Below are 24767 nucleotides of genomic sequence, written 5' to 3'. Positions count from 1 at the left end.
AACACTTTTTTTAGTCATTTAAGAATGGAAAGATTTTATGTAAACGCTGCTTTTTGTAAATTGGAAAATGGATACCACCCAATGACAGGTTAATAAATAATTTAGATTGTCATTGAAGAGAGACCTTTAACGAGGTCTCTTTTTTTATGCTTATTTTAAACTTAATGAGTTTTAGATTGTTAAATTTGCAAGACGTTTAAATAAAAATCAATGACAAGAATTCTTATAGTTGAAGATGATGTGCCTTTTGGAACCATGCTTAAAACGTTTCTAATTAAGCGAGACTATGAGGTTGAATTGGTTTTTAGTGGACTAGAAGCTTTTAAAAAGTTAAAAGAAACCGCTTTTAACCTAATTCTTTCTGATGTTAGGTTACCTGATACAAACGGACTTGATGTTCTAAAAAAGGTAAAGGCTGAAAATGCCGAAACTCAGGTTATTATTATGACCAGTTATGCCGAAATTAGTATGGCGGTAGAGGCAATGAAAATTGGAGCTTTTGATTACGTATCTAAACCATTTAGGCCTGAATCAATTTTACAAACCATAGAAAATGCCCTAACCCATACTCAGGTAAAACCGGAGAAGGAGAAAAAACAAGCTAAACCATTATCAAAACCTGCTGCTACACCTAAGGAAACTAGTTTTGTAAAAGGAGTTAGCGAAGCTGCGCTAAAATTAAGTGATTACATACAGCTGGTAGCTCCTACAAACATGTCTGTTTTAATAATGGGCGAAAGTGGAACCGGGAAAGAACAGGTGGCAAAGAGTATTCATGAACAGAGTAAGCGTGCCGGTGAGCCATTTATCGCTGTAGATTGCGGTGCGATTCCAAGAGAATTGGCTTCCAGTGAATTTTTTGGGCATTTAAAAGGCTCTTTTACCGGGGCTATAAACGACAAAACCGGGCATTTTGAAGCGGCAAATGGTGGTACTTTGTTTCTGGATGAAATTGGTAATTTAAGCTATGAATTACAGGTTCAATTATTAAGGGCTCTTCAGGAAAGAAAAATTAAACCCGTAGGCAGCAATAATGAGTTGCATGTAGATATTCGGGTAATAACCGCTACTAACGAAGATCTTGCGCAAGCTGTAAAAGATGGTGAGTTTAGGGAAGATCTTTACCATAGGTTAAATGAATTTTCAATTAAGGTTCCTTCTCTAAAGGAGCGTAAAGAAGATTTAATGCTTTTTGCAGAATATTTCCTGGATGAGGCCAATACCGAATTGGAGAAAAATGTGATAGGTTTTACCGAAAGTGCTATAGAAGCTTTTAAAAACTATAACTGGCCCGGGAATTTAAGGGAATTAAAAAATATGGTAAAGCGCGCAGCATTGCTTGCCCAGGACGAGATGATACCCCTTAAAGTGCTACCACATGAAATTGCAACGGCAAACCATACGAATACAGAAACCGAATACGGTCTATTTAAAAATAAAAACGAAGAGCAGTTAATTTTAGATGCTTTGGAAAAATCTGGAGGAAATAAGAGTAAAGCTGCCAGGTTACTTTCTATAGATCGTAAAACACTTTACAACAAACTAAAACAGTATAATATTAAACTTTAATTTCCTGTTCGAGTTCTTTCATTAGGCTTAAAATGCCGGTTCTCAACTCCTTGAACTCCTGGTCTGTAAAAGCTTTATGCTGTTCTAATCTCTCTAATTTTTTCGCTAAGGGTGTTGCCTTTATTTGCTTTAACATAGGTGCCATCTTATGCGCTAATCTGGCCACTTCCTTAAAATCATTCTCATTGCGGGCCAGTGCAATAAGTTCTATTTGTGACCTGGAACTTTCAATAAAGGCCTCTAAAATACTTTGAACAGCTTCCTGGTCTCCAGCCGAAAAATCATAAATATCCTGAAGGTTATAATGATTATTCTTAGAATGTTGTAGGTTATTATTTATTTTGCTCTTAAGTTCCAGTTTAAAAATATCGGCAATACTTTCCTGAAGTTTTTTTGGCTTGTAGGGTTTTAAAAGGCTTTTGTTGAATCCGGCCAGTTTATATGTTTCTACATCAACATCTGTTCTTCCCGATAAGGCAATAACAGGTAACTCTCCGGTTTTATACTTTTTCCTTATATTTTTAATTAAATCAAAACCATCCATTTCTGGCATTTGTATATCGGTTAATACCAAAGAATAGTTTCGGGTTTTCAGTTTATCCAGAGCTTCATTTCCATTAAATGCACTATCGCATTGCATTCCCATAGATTTTAGTAACTCACGTGTTAAGGAAAGCTGGGAGGGTTCGTCGTCCACAATGAGTGCTGTTTTGCCGGTAAGGTCAGGTAATTCTGGTGTAGCTAATTTTTCCGGCTCTTTAATAGTTTCAGTAGCCAATTTTCTAACCGGGAGAAAAACTATAAATTCGCTACCATTACCCTGTTCACTCTTCAGCTTTAATTCACCTTTAAGCAACTCAATTAAGCTTTTTGTAATGGCAAGTCCAAGTCCTGTTCCGCCGTATGCTTTTTCTATTTTTGTGTTTTCCTGTGAGAATTCTTCAAATATCTCATCTTGTTTTTCTTCTGAAATACCAATACCGGTATCTTTTACTGAAATAACAAGGCAGTAACTGTCTTCAATTTCCTTTTTAAGGTCTATTTGGATGTTAATTTCACCTTCTTTGGTGAACTTATAGGCGTTGGTAATTAAATTGGCAATAATTTGCTTTATTCTAAATGGATCGCTAAGAACTTGCGTATCTGATGCTTTAGAAGCCCGAAAAACGATAGATACATTTTCATTTCTTTGAGCCGGTAGAGCATTGTAAACCGTGTCTTCTATGAGTTTAGCCGGATTAAACGGTAGTTTTTCCACCGTCATTTTTCCTGCTTCCAGTTTAGAAAGATCTAATAAATCATTTACCAGGTGCAAAATAAAGCTAGACGATTTTTTTACCTGGTCTATATAATGCGATTGCTTGGTGTTTAAGGAAGATTTTTCAATAAGATCTGTATAGCCAATAAGCGTATTTAAAGGCGATCTTAAATCGTGGGTAATGGCGGCCATAAATTGTTCCCGCCTTTTTAATAAGGTTTCTGCAAAATCTTTGGCTTCCTCCAGTTGGCTACGGTACCGCTGACTTTTAGTGATATCCTTAATGATAAAAATAAGTGATAATAATATAATTAAGAAGCTTACTATTCCCGCAATTATGAAAATTTGAGAGCTCTCTTTTATCATATCCTGGGAAACTTTTGCCCGTTGTATGGAGGCTTCCCGCTCTTCCAATTCAATTTTCCCCAGTAAACGGCGCAATTGCTGGTTAATAATCATATCATTTTCCAGAAATTCCTGTTCTTTTTTATCTACAGTATTTTGAAAACGCCTGGTAGCAATTTCCAATTCACTTAATACATTTCTAACAGAACCTATTATAGAATCGGCTGTTCGGTTGGTGAGTTTTTCGGCATTGTCTTCACGCGAATATTCCAGCAATCTAATTAATAGCCTTCGTTGGTGTGGTTCCAGGTTAGAGAAACGTTGGTTGTAATTATAATCATCAAAAGAAGGATCTACTTTTTTTAATTCGGTTAAAACCTGTGAGTAATAGTTTTGATTTCGCTGTTGTTCTCTTAATTCATATAATTCCTGAAGGTTGGTAGACTTGTCAGAAAGTAGTTTTTTAATGCTATCTAGTTCATTTTTTATCGAACTATCGGCATAACCGGTTTTTAACTTATTAATATTAAGTTTTATACTGTCTATTTGACTTTGGTATTTATCAAGGCCTGCTTCATTTCCGGTTTGAATAAGCTGCCTGCTTAAATTTTCAGTTTCATATAAGCTGGTGGTGATATCGCTCAACATAAAAAGCTGTTCGTTGTTATTGTTGTTTTTTTCTGAAACCTGGCTAAAAGCAACCACCTGGTTCCATACCAACCAAACAGCAACAGCAGCTAATGCGGCTATTAAGAGATAGCCGCTAATTACTTTATAAGTTATTGATCGTTTTGTATTTCGCATAAATTTCTTGTCACCAAAATTACGCCATTTATACGAAACGATACCGGCAATTGAGTGTTCTTAATTTTTTGAGCTAAGGTGGCCTCAGTTGGGCTTGTAGAATTAATTTTAAACGATAAATTTATAGACCTAAAACGTATGGTATATCCATAAAAGCTTTATACATTTGCGGCCAATCTCAAAGGGGTGCCACTTAAGTGTGGCTGAGATCATACCCAAAGAACCTGGGCGGGTAATGCTGCCAAGGGACATACGCAGAAAGCGTAAAAAGTATGTACTCCTGAAAATGCCAAAACACCGGTGGGCAATTTCAGGATTTTTTATTTAATTCAAAAACCAAAGAATAATAGCCCCTTTTATTCGTAAAATAATTTATTACGAATGAAATCTTTATTATTTTTTAGTGGCCTATGCCTTATTTCATTGCAGGCTTTAGCTCAAACCCACATTTTAGAAGGTAAGGTTACCCGTGGGGAAACCCCGGTAGAGGGTGTTGCCGTTTATGCCGTAGAATCGGGCAAAGGAACCGCTACCGACGAAAATGGGAAATATAGCCTGGAGCTTAAAGAAGGTGCTTACCAGCTTGTATTTTCTTACGGAAACCAAAAAAGTTTAAACGTAGAACTCAATCAAGATCAAACCCTAAATGTAGACCTTGCAGACGTACAGGAAGTTCTGGATGAGGTTTTCCTATCTTCTTTAAGGGTGAACGCACAATCCCCCATAACTTATAGTAACCTTAGCAATGAGGAGATTGAAGACAGAAACCTGGGACAGGATATTCCTATTCTTATGAACTATATGCCCAATGTGGTTACTACCAGTGATGCTGGTGCCGGTGTTGGATACACCGGACTTAGAGTACGGGGAAGTGGAACGACGAGTACAAACGTAACTATAAATGGTATTCCTTATAATGATGCTGAAAGCCTTGGATCTTTTTGGGTGAACCTGGGAGATTTTGCTTCTTCTGTAGAAAATTTACAATTGCAGCGAGGAGTAGGAACCTCTACCAATGGTGCAGGAGCTTTTGGCGCCAGTCTTAATATTTTAACCGATGCTTATAGCGAAGAAGCAAATGCCGAAATTTCTAATAGTTATGGTTCTTTTAATACCCATAAACATACACTTAAATTTAGTACAGGTTTATTAAACGATCACTGGGAAATTGCCGGCCGTGCTTCACAAATTAAGAGCGATGGCTATATAGATAGAGCCAGCAGCGATTTAAAATCCTACTTTTTACAAGCCACGTATGTAGACGAAAATACACTGGTTAAGGCTATAACTTTCGGCGGAAGTGAAAGAACTTACCAGGCCTGGTACGGTATAGATGGGGAAACCCTTGAAAACGACCGAACCTATAATCCTGCCGGAATATATACCGATGAGGAAGGAAATACTAAATTTTACGAGAATCAAACCGATAATTATAAACAAGATCATTATCAGCTATTATGGAACCAGGAATATAGCAGTAACTGGTCTTCTAACCTGGCTTTCCACTATACCTATGGTCGTGGTTATTATGAAGAATATGAGGAAGATGCCACTTTAAATGAATTTGGACTTCCAAATTTTCAGGCTAATGGTGAGGAGGTTAGTACATCGGACCTTGTAGGGACTAAATGGCTGGATAATGATTTCTATGGAACCACTTTTGGGTTAAATTATAAGGATGCAGATTGGGATGTTAATTTTGGTGGTGCCTGGAATAGATATATCGGCGATCACTTTGGCGAAGTAATCTATACTCGTTTTGCCCAAAATAAGGACCCTTATGAGCCGTATTATGAAAACGTGGGAACAAAAACAGATTTCAACCTTTACGGAAAGGCAACCTATGCAATTTCAGAGAAGTTGGCCGGATATTTAGATATGCAAATTAGGACCATAGACTATGAAACTGAGGGAATGTTATCTGAAGGAACCGAATTTCTTATAGACGATTCTTTTACCTTCTTTAACCCTAAGGCAGGTTTAACCTATGCATTGAACAGTCAAAATCAATTCTACTTTTCTTATGCCCGTGCCAATAGAGAGCCAAGAAGAAGCGATTATGAAAACGGAGATCCGGAACATGAGGAATTAAACGATTATGAATTAGGTTGGAGATATAATAGCCCGAAGGTTCAATTAAATACCAATTTATATTATATGGATTATCAAAACCAATTGGTGCTTACCGGTGGTATTGATGATGTAGGTGCTTTTATTCGGGAAAATAGTGGAAATAGCTATCGTTTAGGCCTGGAAATAGATGCGGTAATTAGGCTTTCAGAAAAAGTAGTGCTAAGGCCAAACCTGGCATTAAGTCAAAATAAAAATAAAGATTTTGTAGCTACCTGGGATGGGGAACTCGTAGACTATGGCAATACAGATATCTCTTTCTCTCCTTCTGTAGTAGGGGGTAACAGAATTAGCTATTTACCGGTAAACGGGCTTGAATTAAGCCTTCTTTCAAAATATGTAGGCGAGCAATATATGAGTAATATTGAAGTTGAAACATCTAAGCTAGATGCTTATTTTGTGAACGATTTTAATATTCAGTATACCTGGAGAAATGCACCATTCTTTAAAGAAGTGGTTTTTACAGGATTGGTTAATAATATTTTTGGAGAAGAATATGTGTCTAACGGCTATTACTATACATTTAATATAGAAAACCCAGATACTGCTACCGGGGTGCAAACCCTTGATGGTGCCGGATATTATCCGCAAGCTACCACTAACCTTTTAGGTGGAATTACCTTGAAATTTTAATTTGTTTGTCGCCTCTCTCCTTCTTTTTTATGGGAGGGGAGAGGTTTTTAATTATAAACCTCTATGTTGTTTCCGCGGCGTTCAATTCGGTAAGGCTTCATAGAATACTTTCCATCACCTTCCAGTAATTCGCCCGTAATTATATTATAAGCATTGGCATCTTCACAATTACAGGTAGCAACTACCCCTTCAACAGTCATGGCCGAACAATTGTTTGGCGGATGATTAGGGTCGCTTAGCTCGAAAGCAGTGTACTGCGTATTGTTTATGTTGTAAACCACAACACCACGTATGCCCTGGTTATAAGTTACAAAGCTATTACCGGGATATTGAAGATCATTATATTCTGGGAAATCTAAATTTAGCTGAAGCCTAAAATTTAAATTGATAAGGTTAGGGTTGTTATGCGAATTATCATCATTTGGGGAGCACGCGCTAAAAAATATTGAAAATAGAAGTAAAATAAGCCTTTTTTTCATGAGATCGATAAATATTTCGCTAAATAATATTATTGTTTTCAAGGTGTAAATTTATTATATTTGTTAATTAAATCCCGTCGCGTTATGGGATTTTTTCTATTTATATAAACGATGTAGTTATGAGCAAAGTATCTTATTATACGAAAGAGGGGCTTAAAAAATTGAAAGACGAACTAAACCATTTACGTGATGTAGAAAGGCCAAGAGCTTCAGAAGCTATTGCCGAAGCCCGGGATAAAGGAGATTTGAGTGAAAATGCCGAATATGATGCAGCAAAAGAAGCACAGGGCCTTTTAGAAATGAAGATTTCTAAAATGGAAGAAGTGGTTGCAAATGCAAGGGTTATAGACGAGTCTCAATTAGACACCTCGAAAGTGCTGGTACATTCCCATGTAAAAATAAAGAACCAAACCAATGGTGCGGAAGTAAAATATAAATTGGTAGCTCAAAGTGAGGCCGATCTTAAAGCGGGTAAGATTTCAGTAGACTCCCCTATAGGAAAAGGTTTATTGGGCAAGGAAGTTGGTGATATCGCAGAGATTGACGTGCCAAGTGGTACCATGAAATTTAAGGTTCTGGAGATCTGGAGAGAGTAGATTTTCAGTTTTAACAGTTTTAAAAATCCTTTTCCAATACCTTTAACCAGGTTTTTGTGAAAAGGATTTTATATTTAATAAAATAACCAACTAATTCAATATGTATTATGTCTAGTTTATTTACAAAAATTGTAAAAGGTGAAGTCCCTGCCTATAAAGTAGCAGAAGATAGTCAGTTTTTGGCTTTCCTGGATATAAACCCTAATGCAAAAGGCCATGTTCTTTGTATTCCTAAGAAAGAGGTAGATAAGATTTTTGACCTGGAAGAAGAGGTGTACCAGGAATTGATGCGTTTTTCCCGAAAAGTAGCTATTGCTTTAGAGAAAACAATAGAATGTAAACGCGTTGGAATGGCAGTGGTTGGCCTGGAAGTGCCGCACGTACACGTACACCTTATTCCGCTTAACTCGATGAGCGATATGGATTTCTCTAAAAGTATTAAAATGGAAGACGAGGAGTTTAAAAAATTGGCATCTTCTATTCACGTGAACCTGTAATGAAGATTGAAGACTATAAATTAACGCTCCAATTAAGAATAGATTGGAGCGATTTAGATATGTATAAGCATGTAAATAATATTTCGTTTATGCGTTATCTGCAATCTGGCCGGGTAAATTTCTGGGAAGCGTCGGGGATTTACAAAATGTATGAAGAAACCAATATGGGGACTATGTTGGTTTCAACCCAATGTGATTTTAAAAAGTCGCTGTATTATCCCGGTAAGGCCATTGTAAAAACTAAACTGGATTTTATTAAGAATAGCAGTTTCGGCTTAAAACATTTAATTCTAGATGAAGAAGACGCTGTTTGTGCCGAGGCTAAAGATGTGGTGGTATGTTACGATTTTAATAAAAACAGGAGTTGCGCAATTCCCACAAATCTCCGGGAAAAGCTTTCTGGATTCTAAATTTTTCTAAGCGAAATTTTAAAAGTAGTGCCTTTGTTGATTTCGCTTTCTGCTACTTTAATCCTACCGTGGTGGTAGCTTTCAATAATTCTTTTTGCCAAAGATAAACCAAGGCCCCAACCTCGTTTTTTGGTTGTATGGCCGGGTTCAAAAATGAGATTGAATTTATTTTTTTCTACCCCTTTGCCTGTATCTTTAATGAAAATATGTGCCCATTTTTGATCTTCCTGAATGCTGATGTTTAATTTTCCTTTTCCGCGCATAGCATCTATAGCGTTTTTTACAAGGTTCTCTATAGTCCAACTATAAAGCTGCTGATTTAGCATTACAGGTATGCTTCCTTCGGGAACATCAATGCTAAACGCTATAAGTTTTGAACTTCTGCTTTTCAAATAATCAAAACTATGTTGGGTGGCTGCAATGATATTTGTTTCTTCCAAAATGGGGGCAGAGCCTATTTTAGAAAATCGCTCTGTAATGGTTTCCAGACGCGAAATATCTTTTTCCATTTCTACTATGTAGGTAGTATTTACATTCTCCTGCTTCAGGATTTCTGTCCAGCCAATAAGGGAGGATAAGGGGGTGCCAATTTGGTGTGCCGTTTCTTTTGCCATCCCGGCCCAAAGCTTATTCTGCTCGCTACTTTTAGTAGTGGTATAAAAGAAATAGACTACACCAATAAACAGGAACCCTATAAGTACAAGGCCTACGGGATAATATTTAAGGCTGTTTAAAACGGGAGAGTTCCCATAGTAGATATATTGTTTCTCTCCATTTCCAAGATTGATAATTATGGGCTCGTTTTCATCTTTCAGGTCGGCTAATAATTTCTTTGCACGTGCTGTATCTTCCAGCTTACCGGGGTCTATATTAGTGGTATAGGCAATTTTTCCATCGGCATCAGTATGGATAATGGGTATGGATGTATTGTTGTTTAAAATTTCAAGAATAAGATCTAAATCGGCATCTTCAGGAGGGGGCTCCCTGTCCAGGGCTTCCTGTGCTTTAGCCCACACGCTCATTTTTGCCCTTTCGTCTTCTTTTAAACGTTGAAAAAAAATACTGGTGTTCCATAATACCAGACCCACAACAATAAAACAAGAAATAATAATAAACCAGCGATTAAAGCTACGTTCGTCTGTAAAGTTCATAAAGGCCTTTAAGCTTTGAAAGATTTAAAGATAAGCGTTTTTAAACGAATTTTATTGCATAACCCGGCTTTTCATTCCCTAATGGTTTCGTTACCTTTGCCAAAAAATAAGTATGCTTACTATAGATCCTAAGGAGGTTAGTACAGGAAAACTTCATCGTTATTTGTTGGGAGCTATTGGGCCAAGGCCCATTGCCTTTGCCAGTACTATAGATGCTCAAGGCCGTCCTAACCTATCGCCATTTAGTTTTTTTAATGTTTTTGGATCTAATCCACCTACGCTAATTTTTTCTCCTGCCAGAAGAGGTCGTGATAATACGGTAAAGCATACTTACAACAATGTAAAAGATATAGATGAGGTGGTGATCAATATTGTGAATTATGATATTGTTCAGCAAATGTCCCTTTCAAGTACCGAGTATGCTGAAGGTGTAAATGAATTTGAAAAAGCTGGCTTTTCAATGTTGAAGTCTGAGCTGGTACGGCCATTTCGAGTAGCGGAGTCTCCGGTGCAATTTGAATGTAAAGTAAAGCAGGTTATTGAGACCGGCCAGGAAGGAGGTGCCGGAAACCTGGTGATTTGTGAGGTTCTTAAAATGCATATTAATGAACACATTCTAGATGAAGATGGTTTTATAGATCAGCATAAAATAGATCTCGTAGCAAGAATGGGTGGTAACTGGTATACCCGTGCCAACCCGGGAATGTTCGAGGTACCAAAACCACTTTCAAGCCTCGGGATAGGAGTAGATGCGATCCCGGCTGAAATTAGGGAAAGTAAAATACTAACCGGGAACGATTTAGGGAAACTGGGTAATGTAGAAGCCCTCCCTCAAAGAAAACAAATTAACAGTTTTATAGCCGAAAATAAAGATTTGGCAGATTTGGTAAAAACTAGCAACAAAGAAGATATTCATACACAGGCACAGTTGTTTTTAGAAAAGAACAATGTTGATGCTGCCTGGAAATTATTATTAGCAAAAACAGATTAAGATGGAAGTACAAGGTAAAATTAAATTGATAGGGGAAACCAAAACCTTTGGGAATAACGGTTTTAGAAAAAGAGAAATGGTAGTGACTACCGAGGAGCAATATCCGCAACATCTTATGGTGGAGTTTGTACAGGACAAGACAGACTTGCTTAACAATTTTCAGGTGGGGCAGCCTGTAAAAATTGGAATTAACCTAAGAGGTAGAGAATGGGTGAGCCCACAAGGAGAAACAAAATATTTTAATTCTATTCAGGGGTGGAGAATAGAGAATTTACAGGCAGAGCAGCCAACCGGAGGGCAAAATGTGCCACCACCAGATAATTTTGAACCGGCAAATAATCTAAATGAAGAAGATTATGACGATCTTCCATTCTAGAGATTTTCTTCAAAGAAAATTAATGAGGTTATCTTAAAAAATTCTATTTTTTAAGGTTTAACATCAAAGCAGAAAACAATTCCAATTATAAAAAGCTTAGCATCCTATTAAGAGGGCTAAGCTTTTTCTTTTTGTACATTTCCTCACAAACCTATAAAACCATTTAATTGCATTATTTAGAGCCAAACGAAAAATTTCCACCCATTACTGAAGCAGATGAACAGGGCTTATTGGCTATTGGGGGAGACCTAAGTATTTCAAGATTAATCTATGCATATAATCATGGTATTTTTCCCTGGTATGATGCCTCACAGCCATTGCTGTGGTGGAGCCCGGATCCTAGAATGGTGCTTTTTCCTGAAAAATTAAAAGTCTCTAAAAGCATGAAACAGTTGCTTAGAAAAAAGAAGTTTACAGTAAGCTTTAATACACACTTTAACGCGGTAATAGAAGCCTGCGCTCAAATAAGGCGTGATGGTCAGCATGGTACCTGGATTACCCGGGAGATGATAGCAAGTTATAACAGTTTGCACAAACTTAATATAGCGCAATCTGTAGAAGTTTGGGAGAACGGGGATTTAGTTGGCGGTCTTTATGGGATTTATCTGAAAGATAAAAATGTGTTTTGTGGTGAAAGTATGTTTACCAGGGTGAGCAATGCCTCTAAATACGGCTTTATTACATTGGTTAATAAGTTAAAAGAAGAGGGAATAAAACTTATAGACTGCCAGGTTTATACAAGGCATTTAGAAAGCCTGGGTGCCGAAGAAATTCCGCGAGATGAATTTCTTAGCTATTTAGGTTTTTCTTCATAAATTTATAGATAAAAAGATATCTAAATGAAAAAAATATTTGGCTGCCTATTTCTAATAACAATATTGGCCTGTGAACCTTCTAATAATGAGCCTAAAGAACCTGAACAGGTTAATATTATATCTGAATTAGATTATTTTGAGTATAAAAGAGATGAATACGAAGGTACAATAACCTTAAGTTATAGGGTTACCCATACTAATAATTCTTCTTTTGATGTGGAAGGTTATTCTCGGGTAAATTTAGCTTATAAAGGGCAGGAAGATGAAATGACCTGGAGTATTCTTGAGTATGGGGAAGATGCTCACTGCCCTGTAATTGTAGCAGGTGGAACCTGTGTGGAAGAATTTGAAGATATTCAGGAAATTGATGAAGAATATGAAGAAGCGGTTTACCCAGATGGTTCAGGAGAAATTGTTTTAGTAGACTATAGCTATACTGTTACCAACGAATTGAGATAAGAGTGATAAAGATATAGAGTCATTTCCCCAGTTTTTTTACCTCTGAATGCCTAAAACAAGAGGTTTCGTGATCGTTCACCATTCCCGTAGCCTGCATATGTGCATATATTACGGTAGGTCCTGTAAACTTAAACCCCTTCTTTTTTAGATCTTTACTTAATTTATCACTAATTTGGGTAGTTGCGGGGGCTTCTTTGTAATTTTCTAGTGTATTCTGAATAGGTTTTTCATTAACAAACCCCCAAATATACTTGCTGAAACTTCCGTATTCTTTTTTAACTTCTATAAAAGCCTTAGCATTGGTTACGGTAGCCCTAATCTTTAGTTTATTCCGTATAATTCCGGGGTTTTGAAGTAATTCCTGAATTTTTTCTTCGGAATAGTTTGCAATTTTTTTATAATCAAAATCATCAAATGCCTTCCTGAAATTTTGGCGTTTTCGTAAAATGGTAATCCAACTTAAACCGGCCTGAAAGGTTTCGAGTATAAGAAATTCAAAAATAGTAGCATCGTCATATATGGGTACGCCCCATTCCTCATCGTGATATGCTTCATAAAGAGCATCGCCTTCACACCATCCGCAGCGGTTTAGTTTTTTCATTATTAGGGTTTAAAATTATAGGTGATTGTGCCGGGTTGTGCATTTCGGCCCGCTAACTTCGAAAATACAGCATTTTTAGCATAGGATAATGCCTTTTCGGTTAAGCATTCATTGTTTGAGTTAGAACTTGCTTTGTTTATAGCAGTGCTGGTTACCCTTCCCTGGGTATTTACAGTGATATTTACTACAATTTTCCCAGGGGTATCGCAGGTATATATAGGGTTTGGAATAGAAACCGCGTTTCGACCACGAAGGGAAAACGAGATAGAACTATTTCTTAAACTTCCCGATTGGCTTGAAATGTTTCTGGAAGAATCATCCCCGTCTGATCGTTTTTTGTTTTCCTTTTTTTCTCCGGTAGCTATGCTTCCTTCTGTGTTGGATGAAGATTCTTTTTCTGAACTTTCTTCCTGGTTGCGGCTGTTTTTCTCTAAAATCTTGTCCAGTTCCCGGTTAAAATTTTCTTCTCTAGCCTTTTGATTTTCGTTAAAAGCTCTATGAGTTTCTGGTGATTTCTGGTTGGTTTTTGGCTCGGGATCTTCTTTTGGGTTTTCTTCTTTAGATTCTTTGGTTTTAATATATTCTTCCAGGTCTACTAACATTTGTTGTTCAAAATCTTTCTTTTGAGAGAGGTTGAAATTATAAAGTCCAAGGATTAGAACCGAACAAAAAAGTAGGGTAAGAATAAGTGCTTTATGTTTTTCAAAAAAATCCATTGCTATAAAACAAAACCTGAGTTGGTTTATTTTATGCTGAAGGTAATAATTTTTCAAAAGACTCAAGGTCTAAAGCACTTTTTATGTTGAACTCTCCAACCCGGGTCCTTTTTAATGCCGAAAGATAAGCACCGGAATGAAGTGCCCTGCCAAAATCGTTTGCTATGCTTCTTATATAAGTGCCTTTGCTGCAAACTATCCTGAAATCTACTTGAGGGAACCTTGAGGCATCAACCTCAAATTCTTTTATTGTGACAGGTCGGCTATTAACCTTAACTTCTTCTCCCTTTCTGGCATATTCGTAAAGGCGTTTGCCATCCTTTTTTAAAGCTGAAAAAACAGGAGGTACCTGTTCAATTTCTCCGGTTAGCTGGAGAGCAGCCGCTTCTATGTTTTCTTTAGAAATATGCTTGGTTTCAAAAGTTTTGTCAATTTCGGTTTCCATATCAAAAGATGGCGTGGTGGCTCCCAGGGTAAAAGTGCCGGTATATTCCTTTTCGGTTCCCTGTAATTCGGGAATTTTTTTTGTAAATTTTCCGGTGCAGATTACCAAAACCCCATCTGCCAGGGGATCTAACGTGCCGGCGTGACCTACCTTAATTTTTTTTATGTCGCAACTTTTTCTAATTAACCAACGTACTTTATTTACCAGTTGAAAGGAAGTCCACTCCAGGGGTTTATTAAAAACGAGAATCTGGCCGTTCTTAAAATCATCGGGAGTAAATTTTTTACTTGCGGTAGTCATAAAGGCTGTTTGAGGTTTCTAATTATAATATGCAACGGCTATAGAAACAATTCCTGCTATAAAACAATAAATCGCAAAATAGGAAAGTTTGCTTTTTCTTACAATGCTAATCATCCACGTGCAAGCTGCAAGTCCTGCTATAAATGAAGTTGCAAAACCTATTGCGAGTACCGGAAAAGAGGTAGTGCTTTCCATTAAATTACCGTCTAGAAGGTCTTTGGCAATTTTACCTAATATTAATGGTACCACCATTAAAAAAGAAAATCTTGCGGCTTTGGTTTTATCGTTACCTAATAGCACCGATGTGGAGATGGTAGCACCACTTCTGGATATACCGGGTAAAATTGCAATGGCCTGGGCTACACCAATTACAAAGGCATTATTGTAGCTTACCGGTTTGTTGGTGTTTTTGGCTTTGTCTGCCAGCCATAGTAGGAGTGCCGTAACGATAAGCATGAAACCAACAAAAATTATATTTCCGCCAAATAAACCTTCTAATTGCTCCTCAAAGAAAAGTCCAACCAGGGCTGCGGGAATCATAGAAAGTACAATTTTGAGCGAAAACTGAAACTCTTCGTTCCATTTAAATTTTAGAAATCCCCTTAAAATTTCCATCACATCTTTTCTAAATACCACTATGGTACTCAAAGCAGTTGCGGCGTGGAGAATTACAGTAAATAGTAGAGATTCGCTAGGTATGCTATTATCGCCTAACAATGCTTTACCGAGCTCCAGGTGCCCGCTTGAGGAAACAGGTAAAAATTCGGTTAGCCCCTGGATAACTCCAAGAATGGCAGCGTCTAATTCGTTCAATGTATTATTTTTTTGGATTTAAAAGAATTGCATATACTTCTATGGCGAAGCCAAGAAGCACTAAGGCTGGTGCCAATCTAATGCGTTGAAAGTTATAGATATCGGGGTTAAAGGTATTGGGGTCTTGGCTACCGCCACCTGCCATTAATATAAACCCCAGGCTAATAACTGCTAGCCCAATAAACATAAATTTATAATTCTTTTTTTCAAAAATGAAGTACTTCTTATGATCTGTAGGTTGTTGATTTTTGCTCATAATATCTGATTAACGCTGCAAAAGTGTTTGAATTGTGGCTTTTTACTGAAAAAGTTCAAAATTAACCAATTTATGTGAGACAGGCCTAAGCTATGTGGCTAATAATAACCGAATAAAAAAGCCGTCTAAAAGATTTTATAATTGTCATCCTGAATTCGGTTCAGTTTGACAGGTATACACGTTTTAGACGGCTTATGGAGTGTGGGAGCTTATAATGCTAAGCTGCCCGGTATATGTTGTAATGACTTAACGCCTCCTGATAAAATAGAATACTTTTCTTATCTTTCTTTAGGCAGGATTTTAGAAAACGTTCTAAATCCTGGCATTCGAAAGTAATTCCTGTATATTTTCTTTTTCCTACAGGTATCTGTAAATCTACCGTGTGTTTTTTATAATTAATTTGAACATTTTTGGCGTCAAAATATTTTTTAATAATGGCACGGTGCAATATTGTGTAATTTGAATTTTTTTCTGATTTAAGGTGAAAGATACTATGGGAAATTAAGCTCTTAAAATCATCTAGAGTTGTATCAGGATTAGGATTTAATTTCATAGTTATTGGTATTATAGGTGTTAGCGTTGGCTAAATTACACTTAGATTTCTTTATCTCTGTTAAAAAACATTTAATAATCCTGTGATTAGCAAATATTTAACGACTAAAGTAGGTTTTTTACTTTTAATTAAACCTTAAATAGTTTCAAATGAAAGAATTGCCTTACATATGAATTGAAGATCTTTCTCTATAGCGATTAAAAGAAGTTTTTGTGTTTCTTGGCAGCGAAAAGGGGTGTAATAACCCATGGCTAGCCTCGAAATTAAACATTGTTTGTAACGAATGCCCCGTGAGCTTGTTTCAAGGTAGTTTGCTTAAATTAAGATATCTATAGGTTTATGTAGATGCCTGTCCTTATTGTCCAGGCAAGATGCATTAATGAATTTGGTTCCTGTAATAGAAGTGACACCGTAAGAATCGTGAACATGTCCAAAAATATGAATCTTTATTTGGCGTTTTTGCAGGATTTTTAAAAGAGAGGCGCAACCCGCATGCTGCCCATTCTTTAAAATATCCTTAATCTTGTAGGGGGGAGTGTGGGTGATGAGAATTTGAGTGTCTTCTGGAATTTGTTCCCAATGTTTGTTTATACTCTGCGTTTGTTTATTATTAAAAGCCCAGGTGCCGTCTCCGGGAGTTATGGGTGAGCCCCAAAATTTAATGTTGTTAATACTTACGGTATTATCATTTAAATAAGATACATTTTTTGGTATGATTTCTTTAATTTCCTTATCTGAGGTTTTTTCAAAATAAAAGTCGTGATTTCCAGCTATAAATATTTTATGTTTATGTGGTTGGGAAGCAAACCATTCCAGAAAGTTACGAACCTCTCTTTCGGTACCACCTTCGGTAATATCTCCTGCGTGAATTAATATATCGCCATCGGGAATTGAAATTTGTTCGTGTTTGTTATGGGTGTCTGAAATACAAATTAGCTTCATAAAAATGAATATAATGAAAAGAAGCTGTTTAGAAAGATTTTAAAATTTGTATTCTAATTCCAGGCTTTAGATTCTAATTCAGCAAAAGCTTTATGTTAGTAGTAATGGGAGTGGCCTGAAAAACAACTAATTTATTTAAAAACTTTTTAATCGGCAATAACCGAAATGCTCTAATTATTTTTTTCTTCAGAAGAAATATAATCCTTATCCAAAGGGAGTAATTTATTAGTTATTTTAGTTAGAGAAAAAGCTATAATTACTGCTGTTACTGCAAAAAATAAAAATTTAATAAGCAGACTATCGCTAAGCGTAAAGCTGTACACCGCCAGAAATATTTCTACGGCTATAAATATTACTTTGATGCTTAGTTTTAAAATCATGAGTTTTACTGGATTGAAGAGCAAATATACAATCAAAAACCATTGAAAATTTGATGTTTATGGCCTTTTACTAAAATTTAACGCAAAGAAAACTTTGGGGTTAAATTTTTAAGTTAAAAACTCTTAAACAGGGACGCTGCGTGTTTTGAAATTGTAAATTTCAATTATAAAAAAATGATAATTTGAAGAAAAGGTTTAAAATAGTTCTTGGTGTTAGTAGTGTTCTTTTAATGTTCCTGGCCATTATTATTGGAGGTAATTTATTTATAGAGCATAAAATAAAAACATTACTAGAAGAAAGTCTTAAAAAAGCTACCTTTAATTATAAGGACTTGAATGCGAGTATGCTGAGTAGAAGTGTTTCCTTAAACAAGGCGGTTTATCGCGATGAAGAAGTAATAATCACTGCCAGGGAGGTGCGAATAGAGGGCGTGGATATTCTGGAGTACCTAAGCAATAAAAATGTAGAAGTTACTAGCTTAGAAATTATAAAGCCCGAAGTAACAATTTTTACAGACGCAATTAGCGGGAAAGAAGAAGATAGTTTGGAGGAAGGACGTTCGGTAAAACAGCAATTGCTTATTAAATCCCTGAAGATTGTTGATGGTAGCTTTAAAATGACTAAGGAAAATTCGCTTAAGGAGCAGTTTTTTTCTCGCATCACATCACTTGAAATGAGTGGTGTGAGCGTAGATAGAAAATCTTTAAAAACGGGGCTTCCTTTTGATTATGAATCCCTTCAGTTGGTCTCAGATAGTTTATTCTTTAATCTTAATGAAGAACATGACCTTTTTGTAGAGAAAATAGAAATGCAGGGAGACTCGCTTAATTTTGGTAAATTAAGGATTAAGCCTCTATATAGTAAGCAGGAATTTCAACAGCAAATTCCGTATGAGAAGGATAGGTTCAATTTAATTTTGAATGAATTTACTTTTCATTCTTTTAACTGGAACCTTAAAAATGATTCTCTAAGCCTTCTTAGTGATAAACTTGTAATAGAAGATAGCGATATAAAAATTTATCGCGATAAACGAATTGAGGATGATACCCGGCGAAAACCTATGTATAGTAAAATGATTAGGGAGTTGCCTTTTAAATTAAAACTTGATACTGTTAAAGTGCGGAATTTGAATGTAGAATATGAAGAATTGGTAAGTGCAAAAAGGGGGGCTGGCAAGGTTAGTTTTAAAAATTTAGATGGCAGTATTTATAATATTACCAATATGGGGATGGATGCAAATGATTTTCCTGAAACAGTTATTGATGTGAAAACTCAATTTATGGGGGAGGCTAATCTTACTGTAAACTGGAATTTTGATATTTCCAGTGCTGTAGATGCATTTGCAATTTCTGGGCAGTTAGATAATATCTCAAGTGAAGGGATTAATAAATTTTTACAGCCGGCTTTAAACGTAAAGGCGCAGGGGGGAATTAACAATATGCGATTTAATTTCGCGGGAGATAATAAAAGTGCCACAGGTGACATGAAATTGATTTACAACGATTTTAAAGTTGAGGTGCTTCGGGAAGACGGAAAAGAAAAAAATAAGCTCCTTTCTGCTTTAGCAAACCTAATTGTTAATAACAAGGCTACTTCAGCAGAGAAAGAGCAGAGAGATATTAAAACCCAACGGGATCAAACCAGGTCTTTTTGGAATTATTTGTGGAAAAATATTAGAAATGGTGCTTTAAAATCTTTTATCTAAATTTTGAGAGTTAGCACAGGCATGTTTGCGTGATTTACCAAATCTTCGCTAATGCTGCCATTAAAAAAATGGGCCAAACCTTTGCGGCCATGAGTGCCAATTCCAATTAAGGTTTTTGGTTTTTTTAAAGCAAAATTTAGGATTCCTTTCTCTACACTTATATCGTTGTAAATATGTATTTTGTAGTCCTTTACCCTGGTGCCTGAAACGAAGTTTTCTATTCGCTTCCTAACTTCGTTACTTGTAATAAAATTATTAGGAGTGTTTATAAAAAGTATGTGAAATTTAGCTTCGGCCAATGTTGCAAAATCGTAAGCGGCTTCCAGGGTGCTTCGGCTGTAAGTGTCTGCATCGGTAGCAAAAATAAAGTTTTGTATTTCAAACTTTTCGTGTTCGTTTTTTATAACAAGAACAGGGATTTTAGAAGAGCGAACCACCTTTTCTGTATTGCTCCCAATAAACATTTCTTTAAATCCGCTTGCGCCGTGGGAACCCATTATAATAATATCACATTTGTATTCTTCGCTTACTTCCATAATACCATCAAAAGCCTGGTGAAACATTACCGTTTCGTGAACTTTTATATCTTTTAAAAAAGGTTTAGCCATTAGCTTGGCAAACCGTTGGTGGGCTAACTTCATAAAAAACAACGATTCCGGTAAATTTTGGTTATTGCCGCTACCTACTGGGTCTATAAGCTGCATAGGTAGCTCTAGCATATGTAAAAGATAGATTTCACTATGGTGCTTTTTTGCCAATTGAGCGGCAATTTTTAAGGCATATTCAGCGGTATCCGAGAAGTCGGTTGGAACGAGGATCTTTTTCATAAATGTTTCTAAGAGATTAAAAATGATTGCTTTATTAAAGTTAAGAATAAAATTTCATTTAAAGTCTGGTTTTCTTTCTCTGAAATTATTATTATATTTGCAGCGTTGAAACTAAAAAAGTACAGCGAGGGGACATAAAGTCCCCTCTTTTTATAAGCTATGTTGCAGGATAAAGTAGAAAATTTGTTGAAGGAAGCTTTTCAGGAAAATAATTCATTATTTTTAATAGACCTTAATGTCTCTAAAGACAACAAGATTTCTGTAGTGATAGATGGTGATAATGGCGTTTCTGTTAACGATTGTATAGCAGTAAGCCGAAAGGTTGAGCATAATCTAGACAGGGATGAAGAAGATTTTTCTTTGGAAGTTAGCTCGGCGGGAGTTTCTGAGCCTTTACACCTGGAGCGGCAGTATCGGAAAAACCTTGGCAGAAAGCTAGAGGTGACTACCAATAACGAAAAAATTGAAGCGACTTTAACTGAAGTAGATCAGAATGGGATTAAGCTTAACTGGAAAGCCAGAGAGCCAAAACCTGTAGGAAAAGGAAAACATACCGTTCAAAAAGAGTTGGTTTTGCCTTATTCTGAAATTACCAGTGCTAAAGTCATGATAACATTTTAACCTCAAAATTGATATGGAAAATATCGCCTTGATTGAGTCATTTTCGGAGTTTAAGGATGACAAATTGATAGATCGTGTAACGCTTATGGCCATCCTTGAAGATGTGTTTAGAAGTGCGTTGAAGAAAAAGTATGGTGAAGACGATAATTTTGATATTATTGTAAACCCAGATAAAGGAGATCTCGAGATTTGGAGAAATAGGGTTGTGGTTGCCGATGGAGAGGTAGAAGATCCTAATCAGGAAATTTCTCTTACCGAGGCCAGGAAAATTGAGCCTGATTTTGAAGTTGGAGAGGACGTTTCAGAAGAAGTGAAACTTGTAGATTTAGGGCGTCGTGCTATTTTAGCTTTAAGGCAAAACCTTATTTCTAAAATTCACGAACATGATAACACTAATATTTTTAAGCATTTTAAAGAGCTTGAAGGTGAGATATACACTGCAGAGGTTCACCATATTAGACATAGGGCGATTATCTTGTTAGACGACGAGGGGAATGAGATTGTTTTACCAAAAGACCGGCAAATTCCTTCAGATTTTTTCAGAAAAGGAGATAATGTTAAAGGAATAATAGAAAGCGTTGAGCTTAAAGGGAATAAGCCAACCATTATACTTTCGCGTACCGCTCCGGTTTTTCTTGAGAAATTGTTTGAACAGGAAATCCCTGAGGTATTTGATGGCTTAATCACTATACAGAATGTAGTTCGTGTCCCTGGTGAAAAGGCAAAAGTAGCGGTAGATACTTATGATGATAGAATAGATCCGGTTGGAGCTTGTGTAGGGATGAAAGGATCTAGAATTCATAGTATTGTGCGTGAACTGGGGAATGAGAATATAGATGTGATTAATTTCACCAATAATGACCAATTATATATTACCAGGGCTTTAAGTCCTGCGAAAATAACATCTATTAAACTAGATGAAGAAAATAAAACCGCTGAGGTAATGCTTAAGCCTGAAGAGGTGTCTAAAGCTATTGGTCGTGGAGGGCATAATATTAGATTGGCCGGGCAGCTAACCGGTTATGAAATAGATGTTTTCAGAGAAGGAGTTGAAGAAGATGTAGAGTTAAAAGAATTCTCTGATGAAATTGAAAGTTGGGTGATTAAGGAGTTTTCAAGAGTTGGACTGGACACTGCGAAAAGTGTTTTGGAACAGGAATTGGAAGACCTTATTAGGCTTACCGACTTAGAAGAAGAAACCATTCGTGAAGTGGTGAAGGTTTTAAGAGAAGAATTTGAGGAGTAGTAAAATATTCATTAGAATATAAATAATTAAAAGAGGTTAATTTAGAGGGCAATTTATGGCTGAAGCAAAAACAATGCGACTAAACAAAGTATTACGTGAATTCAATATTTCGTTAGACCGGGCTGTAGAATTTTTAAATTCTAAAGGTCACGATATAGAAGCACGTCCTACTACTAAAATCTCATCCGAAGTTTATCAGGTGCTTTCTGATGAATTTGAGACCGACAAATCCAAGAAAGTTGAGTCTAAAGAGGTGGGTGAAGAAAAGAGAAAGGAGAAGGAAGAATTGCGTTTAGCAAGAGAAAAAGAGCTTGAAGAAAAGCGCAAGGCCGAGGAGAAGAAAGAAGATGAGCGGCGTAAAGAAGAAACAGAAGTTTCTTCAAGAACAAAATTGGCTGGTCCGAAAAAAGTAGGCAAGATTGACTTGGAGCCTAAGTCAAAGCCAAAAGCTAAAAAAGAAGAAGAAAAGCCAAAGCCAGTGCAACCTGAACAGCCCAAGGAAGCCAAGAAGCCTGAAGCCAAAACCCCTGAAGTAAAGAAAGCAGAAGTCAGGAAAGATAAGCCTGATGCTGTAAAACCAAAAGAAGAGACCTCTCCTAAAGAAGAGCAAAAGCCTCAGGCGCCTGGGAAGACCGAAGCCGGATCTTCTGAAAAGGAAGAAGTGAAAGAGGTTGAGTCTACCACTCATAAGACCAATTACACTAAGCTTGATGGTCCTAATTTTACCGGGAAGAAAATTGACCTTTCTCAATTTAAAAAGCCGGAAAAGAAAAAAGATGACAAGAAGGCTGCCGAGGATAAAAAGGAAAAAGATAAGCGCAAGAAACGTAGGCGTAGAATTAGTAAAGATGTGAAGCCCGGAGGGGCTCACCAGGGAGGTAAGAAAAATCCAAGGAAAAGATCTAAACCTATTGCTAAAGAAGAGCCTAGCGAAGAAGAAGTGCAAAAGCAGGTTCGTGAAACCCTTGAAAAACTTCAGGGTAAATCCGGTAAGGGTAAGGGAGCTAAATATAGAAGAGATAAAAGGGATCAACACCGTCAACGTTCAGAAGACGATCTTGCTCAGCAGGAGACAGATAGTAAAACTTTAAAGGTTACGGAATTTGTAACCGTTAGTGAAGTTGCTACGATGATGGATGTGCCGGTAACGAAAGTAATTTCGGCTTGTATGTCTCTTGGAATGATGGTAACGATGAATCAGCGTTTAGATGCTGAGACCCTTTCTATTGTGGCAGATGAATTTGGTTATGAAGTTGACTTTGTGACAGCAGATATTGATGAGGTTGTAGAAGAGGTTCCTGAGAATCCGGAAGATCTTGAAACTAGGGCGCCAATTGTTACTGTAATGGGGCACGTAGACCACGGTAAGACATCTTTGTTAGATCATATTCGTAAAGAAAATGTTATTGCAGGGGAAAGCGGTGGTATAACACAGCATATTGGAGCTTACGGTGTAAAGCTTAAGAATGGTCAAAAAATGACTTTCCTGGATACTCCGGGGCACGAAGCCTTTACGGCAATGCGTGCGCGTGGAGCTCAGGTGACTGATATAGCAATTATTGTTATTGCTGCCGATGATGATGTGATGCCGCAAACCAAAGAGGCTATTTCACATGCCCAGGCTGCAGGTGTTCCTATTGTTTTTGCAATTAATAAGGCCGATTTGCCTACGGCGAATCCAGAAAAGATTAAAGAAAAGCTGGCAAGTATGAACTTGCTCGTGGAAGATTGGGGTGGTAAAGTTCAGTCTCACGATATATCAGCTAAAACAGGAATGGGGGTTGAAGATCTTTTGGAGAAGGTTCTATTGGAGTCTGAGATCCTTGAATTAAAAGCTAACCCTAATAAAATAGCCACTGGTACTGTAGTGGAAGCCTTCCTTGATAAAGGAAGGGGGTATGTAGCTACTATTCTTGTGCAGGCAGGTACTCTAAAAATTGGAGATTATGTATTGGCAGGTCGCCACAGCGGTAAGGTGAAAGCTATGCACGACGAGCGTGGTCATGAGGTGAAGGAGGCAGGACCTTCAACACCAGTCTCTATTTTGGGTCTGGATGGTGCGCCTCAGGCAGGAGATAAGTTTAAGGTGATGACAGATGAGCGTGAGGCTAAGGATATCGCAGCTAAACGAACTCAGTTGCAGCGTGAGCAAACTGTTAGGACTCAGCGTCACATTACCCTTGATGAAATTGGACGTAGGATTGCTTTAGGTGACTTTAAAGAGCTTAATATTATCCTTAAAGGTGATGTTGATGGTTCTGTAGAAGCTTTAACCGATAGTTTCCTTAAATTGTCTACTGAAGAAATTCAGGTAAATATAATCCATAAGGGAGTTGGGGCTATCACAGAAAGTGATGTGTTGCTTGCTTCGGCATCAGATGCGGTAATCATTGGGTTTAATGTTCGTCCTGCCGGAAACGCAAGGCAGGTAGCTGATAAGGAAGAAATTGATATCAGAACTTATTCTATTATATACGATGCTATTAATGATCTAAAAGATGCGATGGAAGGAATGCTTTCTCCAGAGCTGAAAGAAGAGATTACGGGTACGGCAGAGATTAGAGAGACTTTTAAAATTTCTAAGGTTGGAACCATCGCAGGATGTATGGTTACTTCAGGGAAAATCTATAGAAACTCTGGTGTACGCTTAATTAGAGATGGTGTTGTTATTTATACCGGGGAGCTTGCTTCTTTGAAGCGCTTTAAGGATGATGTGAAAGAAGTTTCTAAAGGATATGATTGTGGTCTTCAGATTAAGAATTACAATGATATTAAAGAAGGGGATGTAGTAGAATCCTTCCGAGAAGTAGAGGTTAAAAAGAAACTGAGATAAACTTGGTTTTAATCT

The 24767-nt window shown here is 37.0% G+C and carries 25 protein-coding genes; 13 read left to right on the top strand and 12 right to left on the bottom strand.

Annotation, left to right across the window (positions count from 1 at the left end; translation table 11 throughout):
- The first annotated feature begins 210 nt into the window (after positions 1-210).
- Complete coding sequence (locus I6U49_RS10445; RefSeq protein WP_198628627.1) at positions 211-1569, top strand: sigma-54-dependent transcriptional regulator; 1359 nt, start codon at positions 211-213, stop codon at positions 1567-1569.
- Here the strand turns inward: I6U49_RS10445 and I6U49_RS10440 are convergent.
- The gene (locus I6U49_RS10440) at positions 1559-3976 is read right to left on the bottom strand and encodes a hybrid sensor histidine kinase/response regulator (protein WP_198628626.1); all 2418 of its coding nucleotides are present in this window, start codon (positions 3974-3976) and stop codon (positions 1559-1561) included. The two genes, I6U49_RS10445 and I6U49_RS10440, sit on opposite strands and share 11 nt — an antisense overlap.
- 381 nt (positions 3977-4357) lie before the next feature.
- On the opposite strand from I6U49_RS10440, the gene I6U49_RS10435 reads away from it, so the two are divergent.
- Positions 4358-6739, top strand: coding sequence for a TonB-dependent receptor (locus I6U49_RS10435; RefSeq protein WP_198628625.1), 2382 nt, complete (start codon positions 4358-4360; stop codon positions 6737-6739).
- A 47-nt stretch (positions 6740-6786) separates the two neighbouring features.
- Here I6U49_RS10435 and I6U49_RS10430 read toward each other — a convergent pair whose 3' ends face one another.
- A complete protein-coding gene (locus I6U49_RS10430; RefSeq protein ID WP_193711417.1) occupies positions 6787-7218 on the bottom strand; it encodes a Rieske (2Fe-2S) protein in 432 nt (143 codons plus the stop codon).
- A 119-nt stretch (positions 7219-7337) separates the two neighbouring features.
- On the opposite strand from I6U49_RS10430, the gene greA reads away from it, so the two are divergent.
- The 3 genes from greA (at position 7338) to I6U49_RS10415 (ending at position 8721) form a co-directional block, all read left to right on the top strand.
- Positions 7338-7814: a transcription elongation factor GreA gene (greA, locus tag I6U49_RS10425; RefSeq protein WP_193711416.1), complete on the top strand. Its 477-nt coding sequence runs from the start codon at positions 7338-7340 to the stop codon at positions 7812-7814.
- Positions 7815-7921: 107 nt separating this feature from the next.
- Positions 7922-8311 carry an HIT family protein gene (locus I6U49_RS10420; RefSeq protein ID WP_193711415.1) on the top strand — a complete coding sequence of 130 codons (390 nt, stop codon included), beginning with the start codon at positions 7922-7924 and terminating at the stop codon, positions 8309-8311.
- On the top strand, positions 8311-8721 hold the full coding sequence (locus I6U49_RS10415) for an acyl-CoA thioesterase (protein ID WP_198628624.1): 411 nt from the start codon (positions 8311-8313) through the stop codon (positions 8719-8721). The genes I6U49_RS10420 and I6U49_RS10415 overlap by 1 nt, the downstream gene beginning before the upstream one ends.
- On the opposite strand, the gene I6U49_RS10410 is transcribed toward I6U49_RS10415, so the two are convergent.
- Entirely contained in the window at positions 8718-9872 is a 1155-nt protein-coding gene (locus I6U49_RS10410) for a sensor histidine kinase (protein ID WP_193711413.1), read from the bottom strand. The genes I6U49_RS10415 and I6U49_RS10410 overlap by 4 nt on opposite strands.
- A gap of 112 nt (positions 9873-9984) precedes the next feature.
- On the opposite strand from I6U49_RS10410, the gene I6U49_RS10405 reads away from it, so the two are divergent.
- The 4 genes from I6U49_RS10405 to I6U49_RS10390 all read left to right on the top strand — a co-directional run bounded on the left by I6U49_RS10405 (position 9985) and on the right by I6U49_RS10390 (position 12513).
- The gene (locus tag I6U49_RS10405) at positions 9985-10863 is read left to right on the top strand and encodes a flavin reductase family protein (protein ID WP_198628623.1); all 879 of its coding nucleotides are present in this window, start codon (positions 9985-9987) and stop codon (positions 10861-10863) included.
- A gap of 1 nt (position 10864) precedes the next feature.
- Positions 10865-11239: a DUF3127 domain-containing protein gene (locus I6U49_RS10400; protein WP_193711411.1), complete on the top strand. Its 375-nt coding sequence runs from the start codon at positions 10865-10867 to the stop codon at positions 11237-11239.
- A 167-nt stretch (positions 11240-11406) separates the two neighbouring features.
- Positions 11407-12054 (top strand): leucyl/phenylalanyl-tRNA--protein transferase, encoded by a 648-nt coding sequence (gene aat, locus I6U49_RS10395; RefSeq protein WP_198628622.1) that lies wholly within the window; start codon positions 11407-11409, stop codon positions 12052-12054.
- Between the two features lie 24 nt (positions 12055-12078).
- A complete protein-coding gene (locus tag I6U49_RS10390) occupies positions 12079-12513 on the top strand; it encodes a hypothetical protein (protein WP_198628621.1) in 435 nt (144 codons plus the stop codon).
- Positions 12514-12532: 19 nt separating this feature from the next.
- Here I6U49_RS10390 and I6U49_RS10385 read toward each other — a convergent pair whose 3' ends face one another.
- The 8 genes from I6U49_RS10385 to I6U49_RS10350 all read right to left on the bottom strand — a co-directional run bounded on the left by I6U49_RS10385 (position 12533) and on the right by I6U49_RS10350 (position 17519).
- Positions 12533-13114, bottom strand: coding sequence for a DNA-3-methyladenine glycosylase I (locus I6U49_RS10385; protein WP_193711408.1), 582 nt, complete (start codon positions 13112-13114; stop codon positions 12533-12535).
- 2 nt (positions 13115-13116) lie between these two features.
- Complete coding sequence (locus tag I6U49_RS10380; RefSeq protein WP_193711407.1) at positions 13117-13830, bottom strand: energy transducer TonB family protein; 714 nt, start codon at positions 13828-13830, stop codon at positions 13117-13119.
- A 31-nt stretch (positions 13831-13861) separates the two neighbouring features.
- On the bottom strand, positions 13862-14575 hold the full coding sequence (gene truB, locus I6U49_RS10375) for a tRNA pseudouridine(55) synthase TruB (protein ID WP_198628620.1): 714 nt from the start codon (positions 14573-14575) through the stop codon (positions 13862-13864).
- Between the two features lie 18 nt (positions 14576-14593).
- Positions 14594-15388: an undecaprenyl-diphosphate phosphatase gene (locus I6U49_RS10370; RefSeq protein WP_193711405.1), complete on the bottom strand. Its 795-nt coding sequence runs from the start codon at positions 15386-15388 to the stop codon at positions 14594-14596.
- 4 nt (positions 15389-15392) lie between these two features.
- Complete coding sequence (locus I6U49_RS10365) at positions 15393-15644, bottom strand: DUF3098 domain-containing protein (protein ID WP_198628619.1); 252 nt, start codon at positions 15642-15644, stop codon at positions 15393-15395.
- A gap of 217 nt (positions 15645-15861) precedes the next feature.
- Positions 15862-16197, bottom strand: a complete 336-nt coding sequence (locus I6U49_RS10360; protein WP_193711403.1) for a hypothetical protein — start codon at positions 16195-16197, stop codon at positions 15862-15864.
- A 315-nt stretch (positions 16198-16512) separates the two neighbouring features.
- Positions 16513-17139 carry a metallophosphatase domain-containing protein gene (locus tag I6U49_RS10355; RefSeq protein ID WP_198628618.1) on the bottom strand — a complete coding sequence of 209 codons (627 nt, stop codon included), beginning with the start codon at positions 17137-17139 and terminating at the stop codon, positions 16513-16515.
- A 170-nt stretch (positions 17140-17309) separates the two neighbouring features.
- Complete coding sequence (locus I6U49_RS10350) at positions 17310-17519, bottom strand: hypothetical protein (protein WP_193711401.1); 210 nt, start codon at positions 17517-17519, stop codon at positions 17310-17312.
- 182 nt (positions 17520-17701) lie between these two features.
- On the opposite strand from I6U49_RS10350, the gene I6U49_RS10345 reads away from it, so the two are divergent.
- Positions 17702-19225: an AsmA family protein gene (locus tag I6U49_RS10345; protein WP_198628617.1), complete on the top strand. Its 1524-nt coding sequence runs from the start codon at positions 17702-17704 to the stop codon at positions 19223-19225.
- Here I6U49_RS10345 and I6U49_RS10340 read toward each other — a convergent pair.
- Positions 19222-20052, bottom strand: a complete 831-nt coding sequence (locus I6U49_RS10340) for a universal stress protein (RefSeq protein ID WP_198628616.1) — start codon at positions 20050-20052, stop codon at positions 19222-19224. The genes I6U49_RS10345 and I6U49_RS10340 overlap by 4 nt on opposite strands.
- A 159-nt stretch (positions 20053-20211) precedes the next feature.
- Here I6U49_RS10340 and rimP point away from each other — a divergent pair, with 159 nt between their 5' ends.
- The 3 genes from rimP to infB are packed head-to-tail and all read left to right on the top strand — an operon-like array spanning position 20212 to position 24752.
- Positions 20212-20673: a ribosome assembly cofactor RimP gene (rimP, locus tag I6U49_RS10335; protein ID WP_193711398.1), complete on the top strand. Its 462-nt coding sequence runs from the start codon at positions 20212-20214 to the stop codon at positions 20671-20673.
- Between the two features lie 13 nt (positions 20674-20686).
- Positions 20687-21919, top strand: coding sequence for a transcription termination factor NusA (gene nusA, locus I6U49_RS10330; RefSeq protein ID WP_198628615.1), 1233 nt, complete (start codon positions 20687-20689; stop codon positions 21917-21919).
- A 55-nt stretch (positions 21920-21974) separates the two neighbouring features.
- Positions 21975-24752 carry a translation initiation factor IF-2 gene (infB, locus tag I6U49_RS10325; RefSeq protein ID WP_198628614.1) on the top strand — a complete coding sequence of 926 codons (2778 nt, stop codon included), beginning with the start codon at positions 21975-21977 and terminating at the stop codon, positions 24750-24752.
- The last annotated feature ends 15 nt before the right edge of the window (positions 24753-24767 follow it).

Origin of the sequence: Salegentibacter maritimus (assembly GCF_016236915.1) — a bacterium.
Classification (GTDB): Bacteria; Bacteroidota; Bacteroidia; order Flavobacteriales; family Flavobacteriaceae; genus Salegentibacter; species Salegentibacter maritimus.
Note: the sequence above shows the minus strand (reverse complement) of the source record. Positions and strands in the feature narration are given on the sequence as shown.

Coding starts and splice junctions, on each gene's coding strand:
- I6U49_RS10350 (WP_193711401.1), bottom strand. CDS start 17,519: ATGATTTTAAAACTAAGCATCAAAGTAATATTTATAGCCGTAGAAATA.
- truB (WP_198628620.1), bottom strand. CDS start 14,575: ATGACTACCGCAAGTAAAAAATTTACTCCCGATGATTTTAAGAACGGC.
- I6U49_RS10445 (WP_198628627.1), top strand. CDS start 211: ATGACAAGAATTCTTATAGTTGAAGATGATGTGCCTTTTGGAACCATG.
- I6U49_RS10340 (WP_198628616.1), bottom strand. CDS start 20,052: ATGAAAAAGATCCTCGTTCCAACCGACTTCTCGGATACCGCTGAATAT.
- greA (WP_193711416.1), top strand. CDS start 7,338: ATGAGCAAAGTATCTTATTATACGAAAGAGGGGCTTAAAAAATTGAAA.
- I6U49_RS10360 (WP_193711403.1), bottom strand. CDS start 16,197: ATGAAATTAAATCCTAATCCTGATACAACTCTAGATGATTTTAAGAGC.
- I6U49_RS10405 (WP_198628623.1), top strand. CDS start 9,985: ATGCTTACTATAGATCCTAAGGAGGTTAGTACAGGAAAACTTCATCGT.
- I6U49_RS10385 (WP_193711408.1), bottom strand. CDS start 13,114: ATGAAAAAACTAAACCGCTGCGGATGGTGTGAAGGCGATGCTCTTTAT.
- I6U49_RS10365 (WP_198628619.1), bottom strand. CDS start 15,644: ATGAGCAAAAATCAACAACCTACAGATCATAAGAAGTACTTCATTTTT.
- I6U49_RS10390 (WP_198628621.1), top strand. CDS start 12,079: ATGAAAAAAATATTTGGCTGCCTATTTCTAATAACAATATTGGCCTGT.
- I6U49_RS10430 (WP_193711417.1), bottom strand. CDS start 7,218: ATGAAAAAAAGGCTTATTTTACTTCTATTTTCAATATTTTTTAGCGCG.
- rimP (WP_193711398.1), top strand. CDS start 20,212: ATGTTGCAGGATAAAGTAGAAAATTTGTTGAAGGAAGCTTTTCAGGAA.
- I6U49_RS10380 (WP_193711407.1), bottom strand. CDS start 13,830: ATGGATTTTTTTGAAAAACATAAAGCACTTATTCTTACCCTACTTTTT.
- I6U49_RS10420 (WP_193711415.1), top strand. CDS start 7,922: ATGTCTAGTTTATTTACAAAAATTGTAAAAGGTGAAGTCCCTGCCTAT.
- I6U49_RS10415 (WP_198628624.1), top strand. CDS start 8,311: ATGAAGATTGAAGACTATAAATTAACGCTCCAATTAAGAATAGATTGG.
- infB (WP_198628614.1), top strand. CDS start 21,975: ATGGCTGAAGCAAAAACAATGCGACTAAACAAAGTATTACGTGAATTC.
- I6U49_RS10410 (WP_193711413.1), bottom strand. CDS start 9,872: ATGAACTTTACAGACGAACGTAGCTTTAATCGCTGGTTTATTATTATT.
- I6U49_RS10355 (WP_198628618.1), bottom strand. CDS start 17,139: ATGAAGCTAATTTGTATTTCAGACACCCATAACAAACACGAACAAATT.
- nusA (WP_198628615.1), top strand. CDS start 20,687: ATGGAAAATATCGCCTTGATTGAGTCATTTTCGGAGTTTAAGGATGAC.
- I6U49_RS10400 (WP_193711411.1), top strand. CDS start 10,865: ATGGAAGTACAAGGTAAAATTAAATTGATAGGGGAAACCAAAACCTTT.
- I6U49_RS10435 (WP_198628625.1), top strand. CDS start 4,358: ATGAAATCTTTATTATTTTTTAGTGGCCTATGCCTTATTTCATTGCAG.
- I6U49_RS10440 (WP_198628626.1), bottom strand. CDS start 3,976: ATGCGAAATACAAAACGATCAATAACTTATAAAGTAATTAGCGGCTAT.